Here is a 19,475-nt window from a genome sequence, read left to right as displayed (position 1 = left end):
CCGCATCAGGTCAGACAACCGCACCAGGTCGGACAACCGCATCAGGTCATACAACCGCAGCCAGTCAGACAACCGCAGCCGGTCAGACAACCATGCTTGTGCAGCGCTGTTGCGTCACAAGGAACGCCTGGGCGTTCGTGGTGTCACAACAGCGCTGCACAAGCATCTACTCGGAGTCGTGGGCGATCCTGCCGAGGGTCTTCGGCCGGAGGCGCTCGTCGGACTTCTGGCGCAGGCGGCGCGGGGTGAGACCCACCTGCCGGTTGTAGCCGTCGACGATCGCGGCGCGCAGCTCGCGCGAGGTGTCGTAGGGGTCGTCGGCGTCGTGGACGATCGTGTCGACCAGCCCCTGGCTGCGCAGGTCCTCGGCGGAGGCGCGCATCGTCTCCAGCGTCATCGCCACCTGGTCCACCGAGGGGTTGGCCTCGGCATACAGGATCGTCGCGGTCGACCGGGGCTCGGAGACGAAGCCGAGCGCACTGTCCAGCATGACGGTGTGGCGTCCGAAGGGGGTCGTCGCCAGGCCGCCGCCGCTGCCCATCGCGCCGCTGATGACCGACACGGTCGGGAACGGGTGAGACGCGGAGGTCTTGATGCTCTGGGCGATCGCGCGGGACTGGCCGCGACGCTCGGCGGCCATCGTCGGCAGCGCACCCAGGGTGTCGGTGAAGAAGACGATCGGCAGGCCCCAGCGCTGCGCGGCCTGCATCATGCGCACGCCGTACTCGAAGTCCTCGGGGCCGGGGTTGGCCGGGCGCTTGCCGACGTAGCCGGAGGAGATCGTGTAGCAGGGCTGGTCACCGATCACCATGAAGGTCTGGTCACCGATCGTGCCGAGGCCGGCGATGATGTTGGGGTACTTCTTCTCGTCCTCGAACCGGACGTGGTTGTAGAACGGCACGGCCGTGTCGAACACCGTCTGGAGGAAGAACTCGGTGTCCAGACGGCTGGCGCTCGCGGCGATCTCGTTGTAGCGCGCCATGAGCGCCTCGCGAGTCGCCATCTCGCCGTTGCGGTCGCGCCGGTCGCGCGGGATCTGCACGGTCTGCTCGGGCACCTGCCGCTCCCACAGCGCGGCGCTGAAGCCCTCCGGGCCGCTCGTGACCGGCCGGCCGCCGGCCACCACGTCGCCCGGTCGCGGGGCGCCCTCGGGACGCGGCTTGAGCCGGGTGGTGCTGCGGCCGGCCTTGAAGATGCGGCCGAGCCACTCGATGAGCTCGTCGACGTCCTTGACGAGCACGTCGACGTTGCGGTCGAGGTAGTTGGCCTCGGCGCTCTGCATGCCCTTGGGCACGGCCTTGCCCTCGAAGGTCTCGATGACGCGGGCACCCGCGAAGCCGTAGTCGGTGCCCTCGAGCGCGACGACGAGGTCGGCGACCGGGACGGCGCTCGCGGACATGCCGCCCCAGACCTGGCCTGCGAGGACCGAGATGTAGGGACGGTTGGTCGTGTGCTGGAACTTGTTGGCCGCAGCGGCCATCCGCTGCATCTGGACCAGTCCGAGGACGTTCTCGTGCTGGCGCACGCCGGAGGAGGCGCCCATGCTCACCAGCGGCAGCTTCTCGCGCTCGGCCAGCCGGGCCGCCTGCACGAACTTCTCGCCCGCCACCTCGCCCAGCGAGCCGGCGAAGAAGGCCCAGTCCACGACATACACGACCGCGCGCTCGCCGTTGAAGTTGCCGATCCCGAACTTCGCCGACTCGGTGGCACCGCTCTTGGCCTCGGCGTTGAGCAGCTTGTCCTTGTAGTGCTCGATGGTGTCACCGACCCGGCGCTGCAGGCCGATGAGGTCGTCGACCACGCGCAGGTGGCCGTGCCGCTCCTGCAGGTGGACACGCTCGACGAAGGCGCTGATCGCCTGGTTGGGGTTGAGCTTGGGACGCGACTCGTAGAGGTTGGCCACCGTGCGTGGGACCACCGGTCGCAGGTCCAGCATGTCGCGGGTGACGCCGCCGTCGCCGGTGACGTAGTCGGCGTCGTGGTCCTCGTGGGGATCGGGACGCTTCGGCGAATCGGTCATTCCCGAAAGGCTAGCAGCGCGACGCCGTCAGTCCCGACACTGCCGACGCGAGAACGACGGCGGATAATGACGCACCGTGGTCGCGGTCCTCCAAGGGTTCTGGCTGATCGCGGCGGTCGTCGCGGTCGGCTGGGTGCTCGCGCACACGCGGCTCTTCGGCGCCACGGAGCAGCGGGTGCTCGCCCGGCTCACCTTCTGGGTGGGCTCGCCGGCCCTGCTGTTCCTCGTCGTCGCCGACGCCGACGTCCACGTCCTCTTCTCCGGCTTCCTGCTCGCGACCCTCGCCGGGATCCTGGTGACGGCCGCGGCATACCTGCTCCTGGCGCGCGTGGTGCTGCGACGACCGCTGACCCACACGTTGATGGGCGGCATGGGCGTCACCTACGTCAACTCCAACAACCTGGGCGTGCCGATCGCCGCCTACGTGCTCGGCGACGCGCAGTGGGCCGCGCCGATCCTGCTGGTCCAGCTGCTGTTCCTGCAGCCGACCTGGCTGGCGGCGCTGGACGCCAGCGGTGAGGGCAGGGTCTCGCTGGGACGGCTGCTGCGATCGCCGTTCACCAACCCGCTGACGATCGGCAGCCTGCTGGGCCTGGCCGTCGCGCTCAGCGGGGTCACCGTCCCGCCTCTCGTGCGGGACCCGGCGGAGCTCGTCGGTGGTCTGGCGATCCCGGGCATGCTGCTGGCCTTCGGGATCTCGCTGCGCCTCTCGCCGCCGCCGAGGGGCAAGGGCACGCTCGCCGAGCTGGGGCTCATGGTGCTGCTCAAGCTGGGGCTGATGCCGCTCGTCGCCTGGTCCACCGCTGTCGGCCTCGGTCTCTCGGAGCAGGAGGTGCTGGCCGCGGCCGTCATGTCCTCGCTGCCGACCGCGCAGAACGTCTTCGTCCTCGCGGTGGCCTACCGGCGTGCCGAGACGGTGGCCCGCGACTGCGTCTTCGCCACGACCCTGCTCGCGATGCCCGCCATGCTCGTGGTCGTGGCGCTCGTCGGCGGTGCGTAGGCTGGCCCGATGCGGCTGAGCGAGTTGTGGGTCCTGCTGGAGCAGGAGTTCGGACGGGGGTATGCCGCGGTCGTCGCCGAGCAGCAGGTGCTGGCGTCGCTGGGCGGACGCACGGTGGACCAGGCGCTCGCGGACGGGGAGCAGGCGCGCCGGGTGTGGGAGGCCGTCGTGCGCGACCTCCACGTGCCGCCGGAGCACCACTTCCTCCCCGAGCCCCCACGGCGCGACTGACATCAGGCTCGGGCCGGCAGGCAGGGCGCTCAGGCCGTCACCCGTGGAAGGCCGGTCGCCGTGTCGGGTCCCCGTGAGCCCTGCGTCCCGTGCTTGCCGTCACGCGGTTCTCGGGAACGGTCCCGAGAACCGCGTGACGATCATCGCGGGACGATGGCACGGGACGATGGCCCCCGTGGTGTCAGGAGGTCTCGAGCGCGTCGCGGATCTTGCTGATCATCGCCGTCTCCTCGGGCGCCACCCCGTCGGAGGCGCTGGCGACGCGGTCCACCGCTGCCAGGATGACGTCGCGGTAGCCGGCCGCCTGCTCAGGAGCCTTGGCGCGCAGGACCGTCATGGCCTGGCCGAGCTCGCCGAGGACGGTCGTCTCCACCTCCTGCGGGCTGCCGGTCGGAGGTGTGGGGAAGCCGCCCTCGCGCAGGAGCTGCTGAACCTCGGCGGGAGCCTCCTGCAGCGCCTTGGAGCCGGCCATCGACTCCTTGAACATCGCGAAGAAGCCGGGGTCGGACCTCGAGACGAGGGCCATGGCGCCGAAGGCGGACCTGCGGATCACGTCGCGGTCGTCATCGGTCAGAGGCGTGGTGCTGGGGTTCTCGGTCATGGCACCACCCTGCCCCGCGGACCGCTGCCTGTCATCCGCAGAGCGGTCAGCCCAGGTCGTGCTCGAGAAGCAGCTCGGCGATCTGCACCGCGTTGAGCGCCGCGCCCTTGCGCAGGTTGTCGTTGCTGACGAACATCACGAGGCCGCGCCCGTCCGGCACGCTCTGGTCGACGCGGATCCGACCGACGAACGAGGGGTCCTGGCCGGCCGCCTCGAGCGGCGTCGGCACGTCGGCGAGCTGGACACCTGGGGCGTCGCCCAGGAGCGCGGTCGCCTGCTCCGGGGTGATCGGGGCACCGAACTCAGCGTGGATCGCCAGGCTGTGACCGGTGAAGACGGGAACGCGCACGCACGTGCCGGAGACGGCGAGCCCGGGGATGTCGAGGATCTTGCGCGACTCGTTGCGCAGCTTGACCTCCTCGGAGGTCTCGCCGTCCTCGACGAGGTCGCCGGCCATCGCGAGCACGTTGAAGGCGATGGGCGCGACATACGCCGCGGGCTCCGGCAGCTGCACGGACGCGCCGTCGTGGGTGAGGGCCTCGACGGGCACGTCGGAGGAGAGCGCGGCCCGCACCTGGTCGCCCAGCTCGCTCACGCCGGCCAGGCCCGAGCCCGACACGGCCTGGTAGGTCGCCACGCGCAGGCGCTCGAGGCCGGCGGCCTCGTGGAGCGGCCGCAGGACCGGCATCGCCGCCATCGTGGTGCAGTTGGGGTTGGCCACGATGCGGGAGCCGCCCTCGCCGAGCGCCAGGGCGATCGCCTCGGGGTTGACCTCGCTGACCACGAGAGGGACGGTGTCGTCCATCCGCCACGCGGAGGAGTTGTCGACGACGACGGCCCCGGCCGCCGCGAAGCGGGGGGCGTGCGCGCGGGAGGCGCCGCCCCCGGCGGAGAAGAGCGCGACGTCGATGCCGGACAGGTCCGCGGTCTCGACGTCCTCGACGACGATCTGGCGCGACACGTCATACCCCTCGACGCCGTTGGGGGAGCCGTCCCAGGGCAGCTCGGTGCCGGCGGAGCGCGCCGAGGCGAAGTAGCGGACCGAGGCGACCGGGAAGGCGCGCTCGGCGAGCAGTCGGCGCATCACGGCGCCGACCTGGCCGGTGGCTCCGACAACCGCGACGTGCAGGTGGCGCTGGTGGCCCGTCATCGTGGTCACCGTCCCGTCCCGCCGTAGACCACGGCTTCCTCGTCGGCGTCCAGACCGAAGGCGGAGTGCACAGCGCGCACGGCCTCGGTCAGGTCGGCCTGGTCGCAGATCACCGAGATCCGGATCTCGGAGGTGCTGATCATCTCGATGTTCACGCCCGCGTCGGCCAGCGACTGGAACAGCCGGGAGGCGACCGAGGGGTTGGAGCGCATGCCCGCGCCGACCAGGGAGAGCTTGCCCACGTGGCTGGTGTAGAGGACGTCGGCGAAGCCCATCTGCTCCTGCAGGGCCCGGACGGCGGCCACGGTCGTAGTGCCGTCCGCCTCGGGGATGGTGAAGGAGATGTCGGAGGTGTGCGCGTCGGACGTGGAGACGTTCTGGACGATCATGTCGATCGAGACGCCGGCCTTGGAGACGGCGCCGACCACCGCTGCTGCGGCGCCGGGACGGTCGGGGATCCCGACGGCGGTCACCTTGCCGAGCGAGGTGTCGTGCGCGATGCCCGAGATGATGGGCTCTTCCATGGTGTCCTCCGTGAGGGGTCGGCCGACGAGGATCCACGTGCCCTCCTGGTCGGAGAAGCTGCTGCGGACGTGGAGCGGGACGTGGAACCTACGCGCGTACTCGACCGCGCGCAGGTGCAGGATCTTGGCGCCGTGCGCCGCCATCTCGAGGGTCTCCTCGATGGTGAGGCGGGTCACGCGGCGGGCGGTGGGGACGATGCGCGGGTCCGCGCTGTAGAGGCCGTCGACGTCGGTGTAGATCTCGCAGACGTCGGCCTCGAGCGCGGCCGCCAGCGCGACGGCGGTGGTGTCGGACCCGCCGCGACCAAGGGTGGTGACGTCGTCGTCGACGGAGACGCCCTGGAAGCCGGCGACGATGGCGACCGCGCCCTCGTCAAGAGTGGCGCGCACCCGCTGCGGCTGGACGTCGAGGAGGCGGGCGCGGCCGTGCGCGGTGTCGGTGCGCATGCCGGCCTGGGCTCCGGTGAAGCTCTTGGCCGGCACTCCGAGACGCTGGATCGCCATGGCCAGCAGGGCCATCGAGATGCGCTCGCCGGCCGAGAGCAGCATGTCCATCTCGCGCTCGGGCGGGGTGCCCGGGGCGATCTGGGCGGCGAGGTCGAGCAGCTCGTCGGTCGTGTCACCCATCGCGGAGACGACGACGGCGACCTGGTTGCCGGCGCGGTGCGCGGCGACGACGCGGTCGGCGACACGGCGCATCGCCTCGGCGTCGGCGACGGAGGAGCCGCCGAACTTCATCACGAGCAGGGTCATGGGAGGCTTCCTGGTCAGGGGTATGACGAGTTCCAGGGGAGACGGCGGCGTCGGGGTCCCGTGGGATGGTGATCAAGTGTAGGGGGCCGCGGGCGTGCGCTTGACGTCAGGGAACGGGGGGCGGCGGACGGGTGTGGGCGACACGCCGTCGAGAGGTGCTGTTTCGTACAGATATTCGATTAGTGTTGTCCACACGGTGCCGCTCGGCGGGCGCGTCGTCCACAGGTATGGCGTGGACGCGCGGGTCTGTCGGTGGTGGCGCCTAGCGTCTGGCAGGACACGGACGAGGCGCCTCCGGAGGGAGGGTCGTCGGCCGGAGGTCGGTCGCAGGCAGGCGCGCTCACCACGAGGACGAAGGAGCAGGACATGGCCACGAAGACGGCACCCAAGAGCACCGAGCGGGGGGCGGGCAGCGACAAGCTGCGCGCGCTCGAGACGGTGATGGCCCAGATCGAGAAGCAGCACGGCAAGGGATCGGTCATGCGCCTCGGCGACGAGGACCGCCCGCCGATCCAGATCATCCCCACCGGGTCCATCGCGCTCGACGTGGCGCTCGGTGTCGGCGGCCTGCCCCGCGGCCGCGTGGTGGAGATCTACGGTCCGGAGTCCAGCGGTAAGACGACGGTCGCGCTGCACGCGGTGGCCAACGCCCAGAAGGCCGGCGGCATCGCGGCGTTCATCGACGCCGAGCACGCGCTCGACCCGGAGTACGCCAAGAAGCTCGGTGTCGACACCGACGCCCTCCTGGTGAGCCAGCCCGACACCGGTGAGCAGGCGCTGGAGATCGCGGACATGCTGATCCGCTCCGGCGCTCTCGACATCATCGTCATCGACTCGGTGGCGGCGCTCGTGCCCCGGGCCGAGATCGAGGGCGAGATGGGCGACAGCCACGTCGGTCTCCAGGCACGGCTGATGTCGCAGGCGCTGCGCAAGATCACCGGTGCCCTCAACACCACCGGCACCACCGCGATCTTCATCAACCAGCTGCGCGAGAAGATCGGCGTGATGTTCGGCTCGCCCGAGACCACGACCGGTGGCAAGGCGCTGAAGTTCTACGCCTCGGTCCGCATCGACGTCCGTCGGATCGAGACGCTCAAGGACGGCACCGATGCGGTCGGCAACCGCACGCGCGCCAAGATCGTCAAGAACAAGGTCTCCCCGCCGTTCAAGCAGGCCGAGTTCGACATCCTCTACGGCCAGGGCATCTCGCGGGAGGGCGGCCTGATCGACATGGGCGTGGAGCACGGCTTCGTGCGCAAGTCCGGCGCCTGGTACACCTACGAGGGCGACCAGATGGGGCAGGGCAAGGAGAACGCCCGGCAGTTCCTCAAGGACAACCCCGACCTCGCGGACGAGATCGACCGCAAGATCAAGGCCAAGCTCGGGATCGGCGTGCGTCCCGAGGGAGTGGACGACCTGCCGGCCGGGGTGGACCCGGTCACCGGTGAGGTCCCGGTCGACTTCTGATGCCGGCCGCAGACCGGCTGTCCGCCGCCCGCGAGGCGCTCGCGGCCGCTGAGGCGGCTGCGAGCGGTTCCGGACTCCGTCCTGCGCCCGGCCCCGACGGTCCGGGTCGGACCGAGGCTGCGCCGGACCCCCACGCGGTGGCTCGCAAGATCGTGCTGCGCCAGCTGGCGATGGGGCCGCGGACCCGTCGCCAGTTGGAGGACAAGCTGCGCGAGCGAGGCTGCGAGCGTGAGGTCGCACTGCGCGTGCTGGACCGGATGGCCGAGATCGGTCTCGTGGACGACGAGGCCTACGCCGAGATGTACATCCGGTCCAAGCAGGAGACGAAGGGTCTGGCCGTCGAGGCGCTACGCCACGAGCTGCGGGCCAAGGGCGTGCCCGACGGCATCGTGGACGCCTCCCTCGAGGAGATCGACCCCGAGCACGAGAAGGAGCAGGCCAGGGCGCTCGTCGCCCGCCGGCTGCGGACCATGCGGGGGCTCGACCGCGAGGTCCAGACCCGCCGGCTGGCCGGGTTCCTGGCCCGCAAGGGTTACGGCTCGGGAGTGTCCTACCAGGTCATCCGCGAGGCGCTCGACGGCCTGCCGGAGCACCGGCGCGACTGACCGGACAGGCGGTACGGCCGGACCGGACAGGCGAGATGGCCGGACCGGACAGGCAGTACTGCCTGTCCGGTCCGGCCTTCTCCAAACCTGACGACCGCTACTCGTCCTCGTCGTGGACCGGCTCGTCGGTGGGCAGCCACTCCTCCTCGGTGAGCTCGGCGTCGTCGTCGAGGTCGACGTAGTGCATCGCGGACTCCTCGGGTGAGTCCCAGCTCGTGGCGCGCCCCTCGTGCGCGATCATCCGCGCCTCGCGGTCCGGGCCCAGGCCGCGGTCGGGGCGATGATGCGCCCCACCCGCACGCCGTCGCCGCCGTAGTGGTCGAGCTCGGCGCGGATCGCGTCGGGGTCGTCCCCGCCCACCATGCCGTCGTCCTCGTCGAGGCCGGACTCGTTGTCGGGGGCGCCGTAGGCGGAGTAGGGGTCCGGCACCTCCTGGCGGATGCGCTGGTCGATCGTCTCCTCGCGCGACTGCTCCTCGGCGGTGACCCCGTAGGCGAGCGAGCCCAACGGCCGGTCAGCGGCCACGATGCCGCGGTCGAGCACGTCCCCGTCACCGTCGAGGGTGTCTTCGGGCTGCAGCTGGTCCTCGGCGTCGACGCTCCACACTCCGAGGTCGTCGCCCATCTGCTCGCGGTCGGCCTGGTCGCTCATACCTGCTCCTTCGCTGGTGTGCCGTCAGGGACGTCATCGCCTGTGTCTGACAGCCTACGCCGGACGTGATGGGCTACTCCTCATGAGCCTTCCCGACTGGCCGGTCCTCAAGCTCGCGGGTCCCGAGCGGGACGAGCGCACCAACCGCCACCTCGCCTACCTGCTCGCGTGGGTGGCCGGCGTGCTCAACTCCGTGGGGTTCGTCGCGGTCGGCTTCTACACCTCGCACATGACCGGCATCACCGCCAGCGTCGCCGACCATCTCGTGCTGGCCGGCTGGCGCCTCGTCGGCCTGGGCGTGGTGTCGATCGTGTTCTTCATCCTCGGCGCCATGACGTGCGCCATCCAGTTCAACTGGGCGCGGCGTCGGCACCGCAGCGACCGGTTCGCGATCGTCCTGCTGACGGAGGCGCTGCTGGTGCTGTTGCTGGGCGGCATCGCGGACCAGTTCACCTGGCGCCACCGCGAGTGGCCACTGGTCGCGGTCCTCTGCTTCGTCATGGGCCTGCAGAACGCCCTCATCACCAAGGTCTCAGACGCCACTATCCGCACCACCCACGTGACCGGGATGATCACCGACATCGGGATCGAGCTGGGCAAGTCGGCCTACCGCGACCGGATGGTCGACACCGACCCCGTGCGCGGCGACCTCGCCAAGCTCACCATGCTGGCCATGCTCGTCGGCCTGTTCTTCCTCGGTGGCGTGCTGGGCGCCCTCGGCTACCTTGCCCTCGGGTTCGTCGTGCTGCTGGTCCCCGCGGCGCTGCTGCTGGTCGTGGCCGTCCCGCCCCTCGTGGACGACGTACCCTAGACGGTGCGATGAGCACCAAGACCTATGACGTCCGCACCCACGGGTGCCAGATGAACGTGCACGACTCCGAGCGACTGGCCGGCCTCCTCGAGACCGCCGGCTACGTCGATCTCGCCAGCCTGCCCGCGACCGAGCGTCCCGAGGTGGCCGACGTCGTCGTCTTCAACACCTGCGCCGTCCGCGAGAACGCCGCCAACAAGCTCTACGGCAACCTCGGGCAGCTGCGGCCGGCCAAGCTGGCCAACCCCGACCTGCAGATCGCGGTCGGCGGCTGCCTGGCGCAGAAGGACCGCGCCACCATCGTCGAGAGGGCCCCCTGGGTCGACGTCGTCTTCGGCACCCACAACGTCGGGTCGCTGCCCGCGCTCCTCGACCGCGCCCGCCACAACAAGGCCGCCGAGGTCGAGATCCTCGAGTCGCTCGAGACCTTCCCCAGCACCCTGCCCACCCGGCGCGACTCGGCATACTCCGCCTGGGTGTCCATCTCGGTCGGTTGCAACAACACCTGCACGTTCTGCATCGTGCCCGCGCTGCGCGGCAAGGAGAAGGACCGCCGCCCGGGGGAGATCCTCGCGGAGATCGAGGCGCTCGTCGCGCAGGGCGTCGTCGAGATCACCCTGCTCGGCCAGAACGTCAACACCTACGGCGTGGAGTTCGGCGACCGGCTCGCGTTCGGCAAGCTGCTGCGCGCCTGCGGCCAGGTCGAGGGGCTGGAGCGGGTGCGCTTCACCAGCCCGCACCCGGCCGCGTTCACGGACGATGTCATCACCGCGATGGCGGAGACGCCCAACGTCATGCCGAGCCTGCACATGCCGCTGCAGTCGGGCTCGGACCGCGTTCTCAAGGCGATGCGCAGGTCCTACCGCTCGGACAGGTTCCTCGGGATCCTCGACCGCGTCCGCGAGCAGATCCCCGACGCAGCGATCACCACCGACCTCATCGTCGGCTTCCCGGGGGAGACCGAGGAGGACTTCCAGGACACCCTCGACGTCGTGCGCGCCTCCCGCTTCTCCAGCGCTTTCACCTTCCAGTACTCCATCCGCCCCGGCACCCCCGCCGCGACGATGGAGGACCAGGTGCCCAAGGAGGTCGTGCAGGAGCGCTTCGACCGTCTCATCGAGCTGCAGGAGGAGATCTCCTGGGCGGGCAACCGCGAGCAGGAGGGCCGCGAGGTCGAGGTGCTCGTCGCTCCCGGCGAGGGCCGCAAGGACGCCGAGACCGAGCGTCTGTCCGGCCGCGCGCGCGACAACCGCCTCGTCCACTTCGCCGTCCCCGCCGGCGCCGAGCGTCCGCGCCCCGGCGACACCGTCACCGTGGCCGTCACCTACGGCGCGCCCCACCACCTCCTCGCCGACTCCGGCGTGCAGGGCGGGGTGTATGCCGTGCGCCGCACCCGCGGCGGCGACGCCTGGGCGGCGCTCCAGGAGGGGTCCGAGCCGGGCTCGGGGGCGACGCGCAAGCCGGCGGTGAGCCTCGGCATACCCAGCATCGGCGCGCCGCCCGCGCGCGAGGTGAGCGCGCCCGCCTGCTCCGTCCTCGACTGAGTGGGCGTCCGCGACCGGCTGCGCGCCGTCTTCGCCGACACCAGGCCGCTGCACAACGAGCACTTCCGGCGCCTGTGGGTCGCCAACATCATCACCGTGATCGGCGCCCAGCTGACCGTGGTCGCCATCCCCGCGCAGATCTACGCGATCACGCAGAGCTCGGCGATGGTCGGTCTGGCCGGCCTGTTCGCGCTCGTGCCGCTCGTCGTCTTCGGCCTCTACGGCGGCGCGCTCGCAGACCACCACGACAAGCGCACGCTGCTGCTCCTGACGACCACCGGACTCATCGCCACGAGCGGGCTGCTGTGGTGGCAGGCGGCTGCAGGCGTGGAGGACGTCTGGGTGCTGCTGGGGATCTTCGCGCTCCAGCAGGCCTGCTTCGCCGTCAACCAGCCCGCGCGCGCGGCCCTGCTGCCGCGGCTGATCCCCGCCGAGCAGCTGCCCGCCGGCAACGCGCTCAACATGACGGTGATGCAGTTCGGCGCGATCGGTGGGCCGCTCGTCGGCGGTGCCCTCATCCCGGTCCTGGGCTTCCCGGTGCTGTATGCCGTGGACACGGTCTTCCTGCTCGCGACGCTCTGGGCCGTGCTGCGGCTGCCGCCCATGCCGCCGACGGGCGCGCCCGTGCGCAGGGTCGGGCTGGGCTCGGTGCTGGACGGGCTGCGCTACCTGCGCTGGCACACCGTCCTGCTCATGAGCTTCGTCGTCGACCTCATCGCGATGATCTTCGGTATGCCGCGCGCGCTCTTCCCGGAGATCGCGCACGAGTCCTTCGGGGGGCCGCTCGCCGGTGGGATCGCGTTCGCGCTGCTGATGGCGGCCATCCCGCTCGGCGGGGCGCTGGGCGGCGTCTTCTCCGGGTGGGTCAGCGGCGTGGAGCGGCAGGGCCGGGCGGTCGTGCTGGCCATCGTGGTGTGGGGGCTGGGGATCGTCGGGGCCGGCGCGGCCGTGATGGCGGCCGGCCGGGCGGGCGGGTCGGTGACGCTCGGGCCGGCCGGGCCCGAGGGTTCGTCGCTGCTGTGGACGCTGCTGGTCCTGGCCGTGCTCTTCCTCGCGGTGGCCGGGGCTGCCGACATGGCCTCGGCGGCGTTCCGGACCACGATGCTCCAGGAGGCGGCCTCGGACGAGGTCCGCGGCCGGCTCCAGGGCGTCTTCTTCGTGGTCGTCGTGGGCGGCCCCCGGGTCGCGGACGTGCTGCACGGCGGCGCGGGAGCGGTGCTCGGCCCGGGCCTGGCGACCCTCGTCGGCGGGGTGCTCGTGGTGCTGGGCGTGCTGCTGGCGGCGCGCCTGGCGCCGGTGTTCACGGCCTACCGCGTGGAGCGCTGAGGCGCGCGAACCCGGCTACGATCCACCGGTGAGCCGAGGCACCGTCGACGACCTGAGGTCCGCGTCGCGCGTTCTCCTCTATGGGGTGACCGGCTCGGGCAAGTCGACGGCCGCCGTGCGGCTGGGGGAGCTGCTCGGGCTGCCCGTCCACCTCGTGGACGAGGAGGTCGGCTGGCTCCCGGGCTGGGTCGAGCGGCCGACCGAGGACCAGCGGGCCATCGCCGCCGGCATCGTCGCGCAGGACACCTGGGTCCTGGACAGCGCCTACGGGAAGTGGTCCGACCTGGTCCTGGCGCGGGCGGAGGTCGTCGTCGGCCTGGACTACCCCCGGTGGCTCAGCCTGGGGCGGCTGGTGCGTCGCACCCTCGGCCGATGGGCGATGCGGACGCAGATGTGCAACGGCAACGTCGAGACCGCCCGGCAGATCCTGTCCCGGGACTCGATCCTGCTGTGGCACGTCCGCAGCTTCCCCCGCAAGCGCGCGAGGATGCGGGAGTGGGAGAGCCGGCCGGACGGCATACCGGTCCTGAGGCTGTCGCACCCGCGCGAGCTGGAGCGCCTGCTCGGTGAGCTGGAGGTGCCGTCGCTCTAGGCGTCGCCGGCCGCGTGGTCGTGCTCGTGGTCGTCGTGCCGGTGGTGCTGGTGGTGATCGGCCTTGCGCGCCTCGACCTTGCGGCGGTGCTCGGCCTCCATCCGGCCCAGCTCCGCGAGGGCCGCCGGGCGGTGGTGGAACCGGCGGACCGAGTAGACCAGGAGCACGTGGGCGATGAGGCTGGACCCGAGGACGGTCCAGCCGACCGGGGTCCCGCCGAAGAGCCACCACCGCTCGTCGAGCGGCCACCAGTCGGGGGCCGGGGGCGCCAGGACCCAGACCACCCCGATCGCGCTCATCGTCAGCGCGACGAGGGCGGACAGGGCGACGCGGAGGCGGGTCTCGACGCCCTCGGCGGCGCCGCGCAGCGCCTTGAGCTTCACGGGCTCGGTGAGGTTCTTGGCCCAGGCGTACTGCGTCGAGAGGATCGCCAGCCCCGCGAAGGTCAGCAGCAGACCGGGACCGGGGAGGAAGAGCGCGAGCACACCGAGGGTCAGCACCGTCCACCCGAGGGTCTCGAGGGCCAGGCGCTTCACGGCACCGGCGGCGAAGTCGCGCACGGGGCACAGACTAAGCGGCCGGGCTGACATGTGCGATCCTGCCCGGCGTGACGTGGATGGCGATCGGCCGGGACGAGCTGCTCGCCCGCAGCGGGCACGACCCGATGGTGCGCTGGACGACCGGGCCCGAGGTGCTGGCGGTGGCTTCGGACCAGGGCTGGGCCTATGTCGACCCGTGGCGTCCGTCGGGTCACTGGGGCGGCCTGGCCGAGGTGGGCCCGGGCGCCGCTGCCGGAGCGGAGGACGGAGCGCTCGCCGCCCTCCTGGAGCTTGCGGAGGTGCGGTCGGTAGGGGTCGAGTGGTTCTCGACCGCGCCGCACCGCCCGCTGGCCACCCCGACGGGCCACCGGATCACGGGCTCCGGCCGCTGGACCTTCATGGTGACGACGCGCGCGGAGGGGCTGCCGGCCGCGCCGGAGGGGCTCGTCGAGCTGGACGACGCGGAGGACACGCAGCAGATCGGTGACTTCGGCCGCAGCCACAACCCGGACTTCGAGGGCCACCCCGGGCGCGGTCTGGCCAGCCTGTGGCTGGGTGTCCGTGACCGCGGCGGGCTCGCCGCCGTCGGTGCGCTCCACACGCTCGCGACGGGCGCTCCGCACCTGGCCGGGATCGTGGTGCGCCCCGACCTGCGCGGCCGCGGGGTGGGCGCGGGGCTCACCGCCGAGCTCACCCGTCGCGCGGTGGCGCGGCACGGCGTCGCCACGCTCGGCGTCTACACCGCCAACGCCGTCGCCGTGCGTCTCTACGAGCGCCTCGGGTATGCCGTCGCGCGGCACCTGCACACGCGCTCGCTCGCGCCGTCGCCGGCCGTGGCCGACCTAGGATGACCGTCATGCCCTACGCCGAGCCGGTGACGCTGACCGGCGACCTCGTCACGCTGACACCCCTCTCGCCGCAGGACCACGACGGTCTGGTCGCGGCCGCCGGGGACGGCGACCTCTGGGGGCTGACGTACACCTCGGTGCCCCGCCCCGAGGCCATGGCGGCGGAGATCGAGCGTCGGCTCGGGCTGCTGCGGGAGGGGCGGATGGTGCCCTTCACGGTGCGCCGCAGCGCGACGGGCGAGCCGGTCGGGATGACCACGTTGATGAACCTCGACGAGCCGAACCGCCGTCTCGAGATCGGCTCGACATGGCTGGCGCGCTCCGCGCAGGGCACCGGCGTCAACGCGGAGGCCAAGCTGCTCATGCTCGCTCACGCCTTCGAGACGCTGGGCTGCCACGCCGTGGAGCTGCGCACGCACTGGCTCAACCGGCAGTCCCGGGCCGCCATCGAGAGGCTGGGCGCCAAGCTCGACGGGATCCTGCGCCAGCACATGGTCATGCCCGACGGCTCCGTCCGCGACACCTGCGTCTACTCGGTCGTGGCGGCCGAGTGGCCGGCCGTGCGCGGGGAGCTGCAGCGGCGGCTCGGCACCCGCCTGGCGGGAGCGTCGGCATGAGCCCCCGCAACGCCACCACCGACCCGACGCCGCGCGAGCTGCTGGCCGGGCGCGTGGCCGTCGCTCTCGTCGTGCTCGAGGCCGTGGCGCTGGTCGGCATCGCGGTGTTCTACCTCTACGAGCTGGCCACCGGCAAGGGCACCGACCCGATGGTGGTCATCATGTCGGTGGCGACCATGGCGGTCTTCGTGATCGGCCTGGCCTACTCCGCGAAGGGGCTGTGGCACCGCCACCCCCGCGCCCAGGCGCCGGTCATCGCCTTCAACTTCCTGCTCGTCGCGCTCGGGATCGCGATGTTCCAGTTCGCGCCCTGGTGGCTGGCGACGATCCTGCTCGTCGGCAGTGCCGCGACCGTGGCCTGCGTGTTCCTCATGGGCCGGCTGGAGGGTCACCCCAGCAGCACCTGAACCCGCGTGCACCTCCCTCGGTCGACGAGCACGCCCCGGCCCGGCACGGCCGGGTGGCCCAGCGGCGCCCGGACGCCCAGCACCGCCCCGTGCTGGGCGTTCTGCGGCTGGAGGAGCAGCCCCCGCCGTGCCCGGGCCACGTGGGGCACCAGCCCGCGGTAGAGACCCGCGCACGCGTCCGCGTCCGCGCCCACGAGCAGCCGGCCCGAGGTGCGCGTCGCCCAGTCGAGGACGAGGTCCTCCGTCGGGGTGCCGACGAGCAGGTGAGCCTCGTCGACCATGACGGTCGTCGTGCCCGGTTGTTGGAGGTGCCGGGCCAGCTCTCCGTCCTCCCAGCTCCCCGGCGCGACGTGCACGGTGGTGGGCCCGGGCGCACCGGCGAGCCGTAGCAGCGTGCTGCTCACCCCTGACCTGGGCGGGCCGACGACCAGGAACGCGCCGATGGGCTCGGGCACCGGCGAGGCCTCGTCGCCGCCGACCGCCCAGCTCTGGCCGTGGGCCCGCAGCGGCAGCCTGACCACGCGCGGTGGCGGAGCGCACTGGCCCGGTGCTCCAGGCGGCTGCCCGGCCGGCCCGCTCGTGGGCGCAGGGGTCCCGTTCGCCTCCTCAGGCCGACCGTCGCTCAGCAGGACCTGCGCTACCGTCCCGTCGCTGGTGCGGACCATCCGCCCGGGCGGCTGGTGCCTGGGCAGCTGGGAGGCCCTCAGGCCCGCCATCGCCAGGTCGCCGGGATCGTGCAGGCGCAACGCCCACACCTCGGGAAGGTGCGGTGCGATCTTGCCCCCCAGCAGGGCACGGTCGCCGCTGACGGCGACGAACACACCGGCGGCCGGCCCTTCGCGGAGCAGTCTGAGGAGGAGGTCGACGCCACGACCCGCCTCGAGCTCGGCATACGCCTCCACCCACCTGTCCCACCCGTCGACGAGCACGACGACCGGTGGCAGGTGAGCGCCAGAGCGCACTCGCTCCTCGGCCAGGGCCAGCAGCACCTCCAGCACCCGGAGCCCGTGCGCGCGGTCCTCAGGCCCGACCCAGGCCCGCACGCGGGGGTCCTCGCCCAGCCCGGTGCCCTCCAGCCCGCGCCCCACGTCCAGGACGTAGAGCCAGGCGCCGGGAGCCGAACGGGCGAGCGCCACCAGCGCGGTCGTCCGGCCGGTCCGCGCGGAACCGACCACGCCGACATGCCCCCGCAACGCCCACCCGAGCGCTGCCCGGCGCTGCTGTCCGGGCAGGTCGACGAGCGCCCACGGCCTGGCGTGGGGCGGCATACCCTCGAGCGGCTCCACCCCCTCCAGCTCGGCGTCGCCCACGACGTCCGGGAGGGGCGCGAGCCAGACCGGCGGCGGGCGCACGTCGCCGGCCGCCGCGACCAGGACCTCCACCAGGTCCTCCAGGTCCGCGGCGGTGTCCTCCTCAGTGGCCTCGGTATGCAGTTCCGCCCAGCCGTGCCAGGCGTCGGTCACCTCGCGGACCGACCACTCGTTCGACACCCGGCGCCGCGGCCGCCCGACCGGTGCCACGTGCAGGGGCTGCGGGGTCGTCGACCCGGTGCGCAGCAGGGCGCGCCCGGGCTCACCCTCCGGCAGCCGGGCCGCGTCGGGGCACTCCAGGACGTCCAGGCTGTCGGCCACGTCACGGACGCGCAGGGCGATCCGCAGGTTGACGTTGGCGCGCAGGTCGGCCCCCACCACCCCGGCGGGTCGCTGGGTGGCGAGCACGAGGTGGAGGCCGAGGCTGCGCCCGACCGCGGCGAGCCGGACCATCCCGGCCATGAAGTCCGGGAGCTCCTCGGCGAGCACCCGGAACTCGTCGACCACCACGACGAGCCGGGGAAGGTCGCCGCCGCGGTAGTCACGCACGTCCCGCACCCCGGCCTCCGCCAGCCGCCGTTCCCGCCGCGTGAGCTCTGCGCGGAGCGAGAGGAGGACCCGTTCACCCAGGTGAGGGTCCAGGTCCGTGACCAGCCCGACCGCGTGGGGTAGACCGGCGCACCCGGCGAGCGAGGACCCGCCCTTGTAGTCCACGAGCAGCACCGACAGCGCAGACGGTGGGTTGAGCAGGGCCAGGCCGACCACCAGCGAGCGCAGCAGCTCGGACTTGCCGGATCCGGTGGTGCCGGCGACGAGGGCGTGCGGACCCTGCTTCGTCAGGTCGACGACCACGGGGGCGCCCTCGGCGTCCAGACCCAGCGCGACTCCCATCGAGGGACCGTCCGCCCACCCACGCCGGGCCTGTTCGGGGCTGACCGGCCAGGGCAGGAGGTCGCCGAGGCGCGGCGGCTCCGACGCACCGCCGGAGCCGGACGTCCCGGTCGTCAGGCCAGCCATCCGCCGCGCGAGGGCCCGGGCGGGAGCAAGCCCGAGCAGCGTGGGTATGAAGCGTGCCGACGGGCGGCCGGGCCTCTCCAGGGTGGCCAGGTCGTGCGCGTGCAGCACGACCCGGGTGACGCCCTGGGGTGCGTCGCGCACGTCGTCCACCAGCACCAGGTCCTCGCCCCACCGCAGCTGTAGAGGCAGGCCGTCCGCAACGCGCGGACGGGTGTGCGGGATCCAGGCGAGCAGGTCCCACGAGGCCTGGTCGGAGAGTTCATCAGGGGACACCACCACCGCGAGCTCGTCCGGCGGATGACCGGTGACCAGCTGAAGGAGCCAGGAGCGCGCGGCCGCGTCACGCAGGTGCGGCGCGCCCACGACCGCGACGGGACCGTCCAGCGCCAGGACCACAGGCAGGCCGTCACTCTCGAGCGGACGACCGTCGACCACCACGCCGGTCGGGCCCGCACCCACCCCCAGGACCACGAGGGGGTCCTCGCCACGACGCCCCCAGAGCACGGTGCTCGGGGCCGGGCACAGCGCCCGCACCGCACCGGCGACCCCGGGCGTCAGCTGCCATCGGACGGCACGCTCGTGATCGACACAGCTGGCGGCGCGCACACGGATGTCGTCGACGGCGTTGCGCCACGTGTCGAGCTCCTCCGCGTGCTCCCTGGCCGCGGACTTCCTGTCGCCCAGGTGCTGCCCGAGGACCATCGCAGGTCCTAGCAGACCCAGCACGAGGACGAGCGGCATCCGCAGCACCGCGGCGGCGACCAGCGAGGCCAGGAGCGGGAGTCCCCAGGTCCAGACGCTGGGCGGTCGCACGGAGCGTCGCGAGGGCTCAGCCGGTGTCCGCAGCTCTGCGTCGGCCAGACCAGGCCGGGCACGAGGCCAGGGCTTCACCAGCAGCCGGCCTCCGCACACCGTCCCCGGCATGGGGGCATGGTCGTCCACCTCGAGCGACAGTGCCGAACCCCCGGCCAGCAGCACGCTGCCCGCAGGCCAGACCGGGCCTGCCGCAGCATCCGCGACCTCGGCCGCTGACCCTCCCTGAGTCCGCACGCCGTTGGTGGACCCGAGGTCCTCGACCTCGAAGCCGGCCCGGCCGTGCCGCACCCGCAGGTGCCGCCGGGACAGGCGAGGGTCGTCGATGGTCAGGTCGCACAACGGGTCCCGACCTACGCTCGCCCAGCGTCCCGGTTCGAGCGGGAGGAACAGACCGGCATCGGGCCCGGCCACCACCAGGATCCGGCTGCTGGACGCGCGCCGAACGGCGGACCGAGCGGTCACGGCATACCCGTGCCGGGGAGGGTCGACAGGGCCCGACCCCGTCGCGCCGAGGCGCTCTCGCAGCTCCTCGCCGCTGGCACCTTCCGGGGCGTCGACGAGCCAGGTCCTGGGGCGCTCGGGCCCGCCTGAGGTCACCATGATCCGCACCCCTGCATCGTGGGTGACGCCCGTCCCGGGCCGACCA

19 protein-coding genes are annotated in these 19,475 nt (G+C 72.5%); 11 read left to right on the top strand and 8 right to left on the bottom strand.

From position 1 onward, the window contains the following. Positions 1 to 166 precede the first annotated feature (166 nt). Positions 167 to 2,020 carry a carboxyl transferase domain-containing protein gene (locus IEV65_RS09320; protein ID WP_188430103.1) on the bottom strand — a complete coding sequence of 618 codons (1,854 nt, stop codon included), beginning with the start codon at positions 2,018 to 2,020 and terminating at the stop codon, positions 167 to 169. A gap of 76 nt (positions 2,021 to 2,096) precedes the next feature. Here IEV65_RS09320 and IEV65_RS09315 point away from each other — a divergent pair, with 76 nt between their 5' ends. Both IEV65_RS09315 and IEV65_RS09310 read left to right on the top strand, forming a co-directional pair. Continuing rightward, the gene (locus tag IEV65_RS09315) at positions 2,097 to 3,020 is read left to right on the top strand and encodes an AEC family transporter (RefSeq protein WP_188430102.1); all 924 of its coding nucleotides are present in this window, start codon (positions 2,097 to 2,099) and stop codon (positions 3,018 to 3,020) included. A gap of 9 nt (positions 3,021 to 3,029) precedes the next feature. Then, entirely contained in the window at positions 3,030 to 3,251 is a 222-nt protein-coding gene (locus tag IEV65_RS09310; RefSeq protein WP_188430100.1) for a DUF3046 domain-containing protein, read from the top strand. A gap of 181 nt (positions 3,252 to 3,432) precedes the next feature. On the opposite strand, the gene IEV65_RS09305 is transcribed toward IEV65_RS09310, so the two are convergent. Genes IEV65_RS09305 through IEV65_RS09295 form a run of 3 tightly spaced genes read right to left on the bottom strand, consistent with a single transcriptional unit; the run spans position 3,433 to position 6,279 of the window. After that, a complete protein-coding gene (locus IEV65_RS09305; RefSeq protein WP_188430098.1) occupies positions 3,433 to 3,852 on the bottom strand; it encodes a hypothetical protein in 420 nt (139 codons plus the stop codon). A gap of 46 nt (positions 3,853 to 3,898) precedes the next feature. Continuing rightward, positions 3,899 to 5,002, bottom strand: coding sequence for an aspartate-semialdehyde dehydrogenase (locus tag IEV65_RS09300; protein WP_188430096.1), 1,104 nt, complete (start codon positions 5,000 to 5,002; stop codon positions 3,899 to 3,901). Positions 5,003 to 5,007: 5 nt separating this feature from the next. Beyond that, positions 5,008 to 6,279 (bottom strand): aspartate kinase, encoded by a 1,272-nt coding sequence (locus IEV65_RS09295; RefSeq protein WP_188430094.1) that lies wholly within the window; start codon positions 6,277 to 6,279, stop codon positions 5,008 to 5,010. Between the two features lie 366 nt (positions 6,280 to 6,645). On the opposite strand from IEV65_RS09295, the gene recA reads away from it, so the two are divergent. Next, positions 6,646 to 7,746 carry a recombinase RecA gene (gene recA / locus IEV65_RS09290; protein WP_188430092.1) on the top strand — a complete coding sequence of 367 codons (1,101 nt, stop codon included), beginning with the start codon at positions 6,646 to 6,648 and terminating at the stop codon, positions 7,744 to 7,746. After that, positions 7,746 to 8,351: a regulatory protein RecX gene (locus tag IEV65_RS09285; protein WP_188430090.1), complete on the top strand. Its 606-nt coding sequence runs from the start codon at positions 7,746 to 7,748 to the stop codon at positions 8,349 to 8,351. Before recA ends, IEV65_RS09285 begins: the two co-directional genes overlap by 1 nt. Positions 8,352 to 8,448: 97 nt before the next feature. On the opposite strand, the gene IEV65_RS09280 is transcribed toward IEV65_RS09285, so the two are convergent. Both IEV65_RS09280 and IEV65_RS09275 read right to left on the bottom strand, forming a co-directional pair. Beyond that, positions 8,449 to 8,592, bottom strand: coding sequence for a hypothetical protein (locus tag IEV65_RS09280; RefSeq protein ID WP_188430088.1), 144 nt, complete (start codon positions 8,590 to 8,592; stop codon positions 8,449 to 8,451). Then, positions 8,589 to 9,002, bottom strand: coding sequence for a hypothetical protein (locus IEV65_RS09275; protein ID WP_188430086.1), 414 nt, complete (start codon positions 9,000 to 9,002; stop codon positions 8,589 to 8,591). The genes IEV65_RS09280 and IEV65_RS09275 overlap by 4 nt, the downstream gene beginning before the upstream one ends. A gap of 82 nt (positions 9,003 to 9,084) precedes the next feature. Here IEV65_RS09275 and IEV65_RS09270 point away from each other — a divergent pair, with 82 nt between their 5' ends. The 4 genes from IEV65_RS09270 to IEV65_RS09255 are packed head-to-tail and all read left to right on the top strand — an operon-like array spanning position 9,085 to position 13,275. Continuing rightward, entirely contained in the window at positions 9,085 to 9,813 is a 729-nt protein-coding gene (locus tag IEV65_RS09270; protein ID WP_188430084.1) for a YoaK family protein, read from the top strand. A gap of 8 nt (positions 9,814 to 9,821) precedes the next feature. After that, entirely contained in the window at positions 9,822 to 11,357 is a 1,536-nt protein-coding gene (miaB, locus tag IEV65_RS09265; protein WP_188430082.1) for a tRNA (N6-isopentenyl adenosine(37)-C2)-methylthiotransferase MiaB, read from the top strand. Beyond that, positions 11,358 to 12,683 carry an MFS transporter gene (locus IEV65_RS09260; protein ID WP_229735113.1) on the top strand — a complete coding sequence of 442 codons (1,326 nt, stop codon included), beginning with the start codon at positions 11,358 to 11,360 and terminating at the stop codon, positions 12,681 to 12,683. Positions 12,684 to 12,711: 28 nt separating this feature from the next. Further along, complete coding sequence (locus IEV65_RS09255) at positions 12,712 to 13,275, top strand: P-loop NTPase family protein (protein WP_188430080.1); 564 nt, start codon at positions 12,712 to 12,714, stop codon at positions 13,273 to 13,275. Here the strand turns inward: IEV65_RS09255 and IEV65_RS09250 are convergent. Beyond that, the gene (locus tag IEV65_RS09250; protein WP_229735112.1) at positions 13,272 to 13,835 is read right to left on the bottom strand and encodes a PGPGW domain-containing protein; all 564 of its coding nucleotides are present in this window, start codon (positions 13,833 to 13,835) and stop codon (positions 13,272 to 13,274) included. The two genes, IEV65_RS09255 and IEV65_RS09250, sit on opposite strands and share 4 nt — an antisense overlap. A gap of 56 nt (positions 13,836 to 13,891) precedes the next feature. On the opposite strand from IEV65_RS09250, the gene IEV65_RS09245 reads away from it, so the two are divergent. Genes IEV65_RS09245 through IEV65_RS09235 form a run of 3 tightly spaced genes read left to right on the top strand, consistent with a single transcriptional unit; the run spans position 13,892 to position 15,686 of the window. Next, on the top strand, positions 13,892 to 14,665 hold the full coding sequence (locus tag IEV65_RS09245) for a GNAT family N-acetyltransferase (RefSeq protein ID WP_229735141.1): 774 nt from the start codon (positions 13,892 to 13,894) through the stop codon (positions 14,663 to 14,665). A gap of 5 nt (positions 14,666 to 14,670) precedes the next feature. Continuing rightward, positions 14,671 to 15,279: a GNAT family N-acetyltransferase gene (locus IEV65_RS09240; protein ID WP_188430076.1), complete on the top strand. Its 609-nt coding sequence runs from the start codon at positions 14,671 to 14,673 to the stop codon at positions 15,277 to 15,279. Then, positions 15,276 to 15,686, top strand: a complete 411-nt coding sequence (locus IEV65_RS09235) for a hypothetical protein (RefSeq protein WP_188430074.1) — start codon at positions 15,276 to 15,278, stop codon at positions 15,684 to 15,686. The genes IEV65_RS09240 and IEV65_RS09235 overlap by 4 nt, the downstream gene beginning before the upstream one ends. Here IEV65_RS09235 and IEV65_RS09230 read toward each other — a convergent pair. Next, positions 15,668 to 19,429: a type VII secretion EssC family protein gene (locus IEV65_RS09230; RefSeq protein ID WP_188430072.1), complete on the bottom strand. Its 3,762-nt coding sequence runs from the start codon at positions 19,427 to 19,429 to the stop codon at positions 15,668 to 15,670. The genes IEV65_RS09235 and IEV65_RS09230 overlap by 19 nt on opposite strands. Between the last annotated feature and the right edge of the window lie 46 nt (positions 19,430 to 19,475).

It is taken from the genome of Ornithinimicrobium tianjinense (assembly GCF_014636495.1).
Classification (GTDB): Bacteria; Actinomycetota; Actinomycetes; order Actinomycetales; family Dermatophilaceae; genus Ornithinicoccus; species Ornithinicoccus tianjinensis.
Note: the sequence above shows the minus strand (reverse complement) of the source record. Positions and strands in the feature narration are given on the sequence as shown.

What these genes read in the sequence shown, in the direction of transcription:
- IEV65_RS09240 (WP_188430076.1), top strand. Translation starts at nt 14,671, where the DNA reads ATGCCCTACGCCGAGCCGGTGACGCTGACCGGCGACCTCGTCACGCTG.
- IEV65_RS09275 (WP_188430086.1), bottom strand. Translation starts at nt 9,002, where the DNA reads ATGAGCGACCAGGCCGACCGCGAGCAGATGGGCGACGACCTCGGAGTG.
- IEV65_RS09305 (WP_188430098.1), bottom strand. Translation starts at nt 3,852, where the DNA reads ATGACCGAGAACCCCAGCACCACGCCTCTGACCGATGACGACCGCGAC.
- IEV65_RS09300 (WP_188430096.1), bottom strand. Translation starts at nt 5,002, where the DNA reads ATGACGGGCCACCAGCGCCACCTGCACGTCGCGGTTGTCGGAGCCACC.
- IEV65_RS09245 (WP_229735141.1), top strand. Translation starts at nt 13,892, where the DNA reads ATGGCGATCGGCCGGGACGAGCTGCTCGCCCGCAGCGGGCACGACCCG.
- IEV65_RS09310 (WP_188430100.1), top strand. Translation starts at nt 3,030, where the DNA reads ATGCGGCTGAGCGAGTTGTGGGTCCTGCTGGAGCAGGAGTTCGGACGG.
- recA (WP_188430092.1), top strand. Translation starts at nt 6,646, where the DNA reads ATGGCCACGAAGACGGCACCCAAGAGCACCGAGCGGGGGGCGGGCAGC.
- IEV65_RS09230 (WP_188430072.1), bottom strand. Translation starts at nt 19,429, where the DNA reads ATGGTGACCTCAGGCGGGCCCGAGCGCCCCAGGACCTGGCTCGTCGAC.
- IEV65_RS09270 (WP_188430084.1), top strand. Translation starts at nt 9,085, where the DNA reads ATGAGCCTTCCCGACTGGCCGGTCCTCAAGCTCGCGGGTCCCGAGCGG.
- miaB (WP_188430082.1), top strand. Translation starts at nt 9,822, where the DNA reads ATGAGCACCAAGACCTATGACGTCCGCACCCACGGGTGCCAGATGAAC.
- IEV65_RS09320 (WP_188430103.1), bottom strand. Translation starts at nt 2,020, where the DNA reads ATGACCGATTCGCCGAAGCGTCCCGATCCCCACGAGGACCACGACGCC.
- IEV65_RS09280 (WP_188430088.1), bottom strand. Translation starts at nt 8,592, where the DNA reads ATGATCGCGCACGAGGGGCGCGCCACGAGCTGGGACTCACCCGAGGAG.
- IEV65_RS09295 (WP_188430094.1), bottom strand. Translation starts at nt 6,279, where the DNA reads ATGACCCTGCTCGTGATGAAGTTCGGCGGCTCCTCCGTCGCCGACGCC.
- IEV65_RS09235 (WP_188430074.1), top strand. Translation starts at nt 15,276, where the DNA reads ATGAGCCCCCGCAACGCCACCACCGACCCGACGCCGCGCGAGCTGCTG.
- IEV65_RS09285 (WP_188430090.1), top strand. Translation starts at nt 7,746, where the DNA reads ATGCCGGCCGCAGACCGGCTGTCCGCCGCCCGCGAGGCGCTCGCGGCC.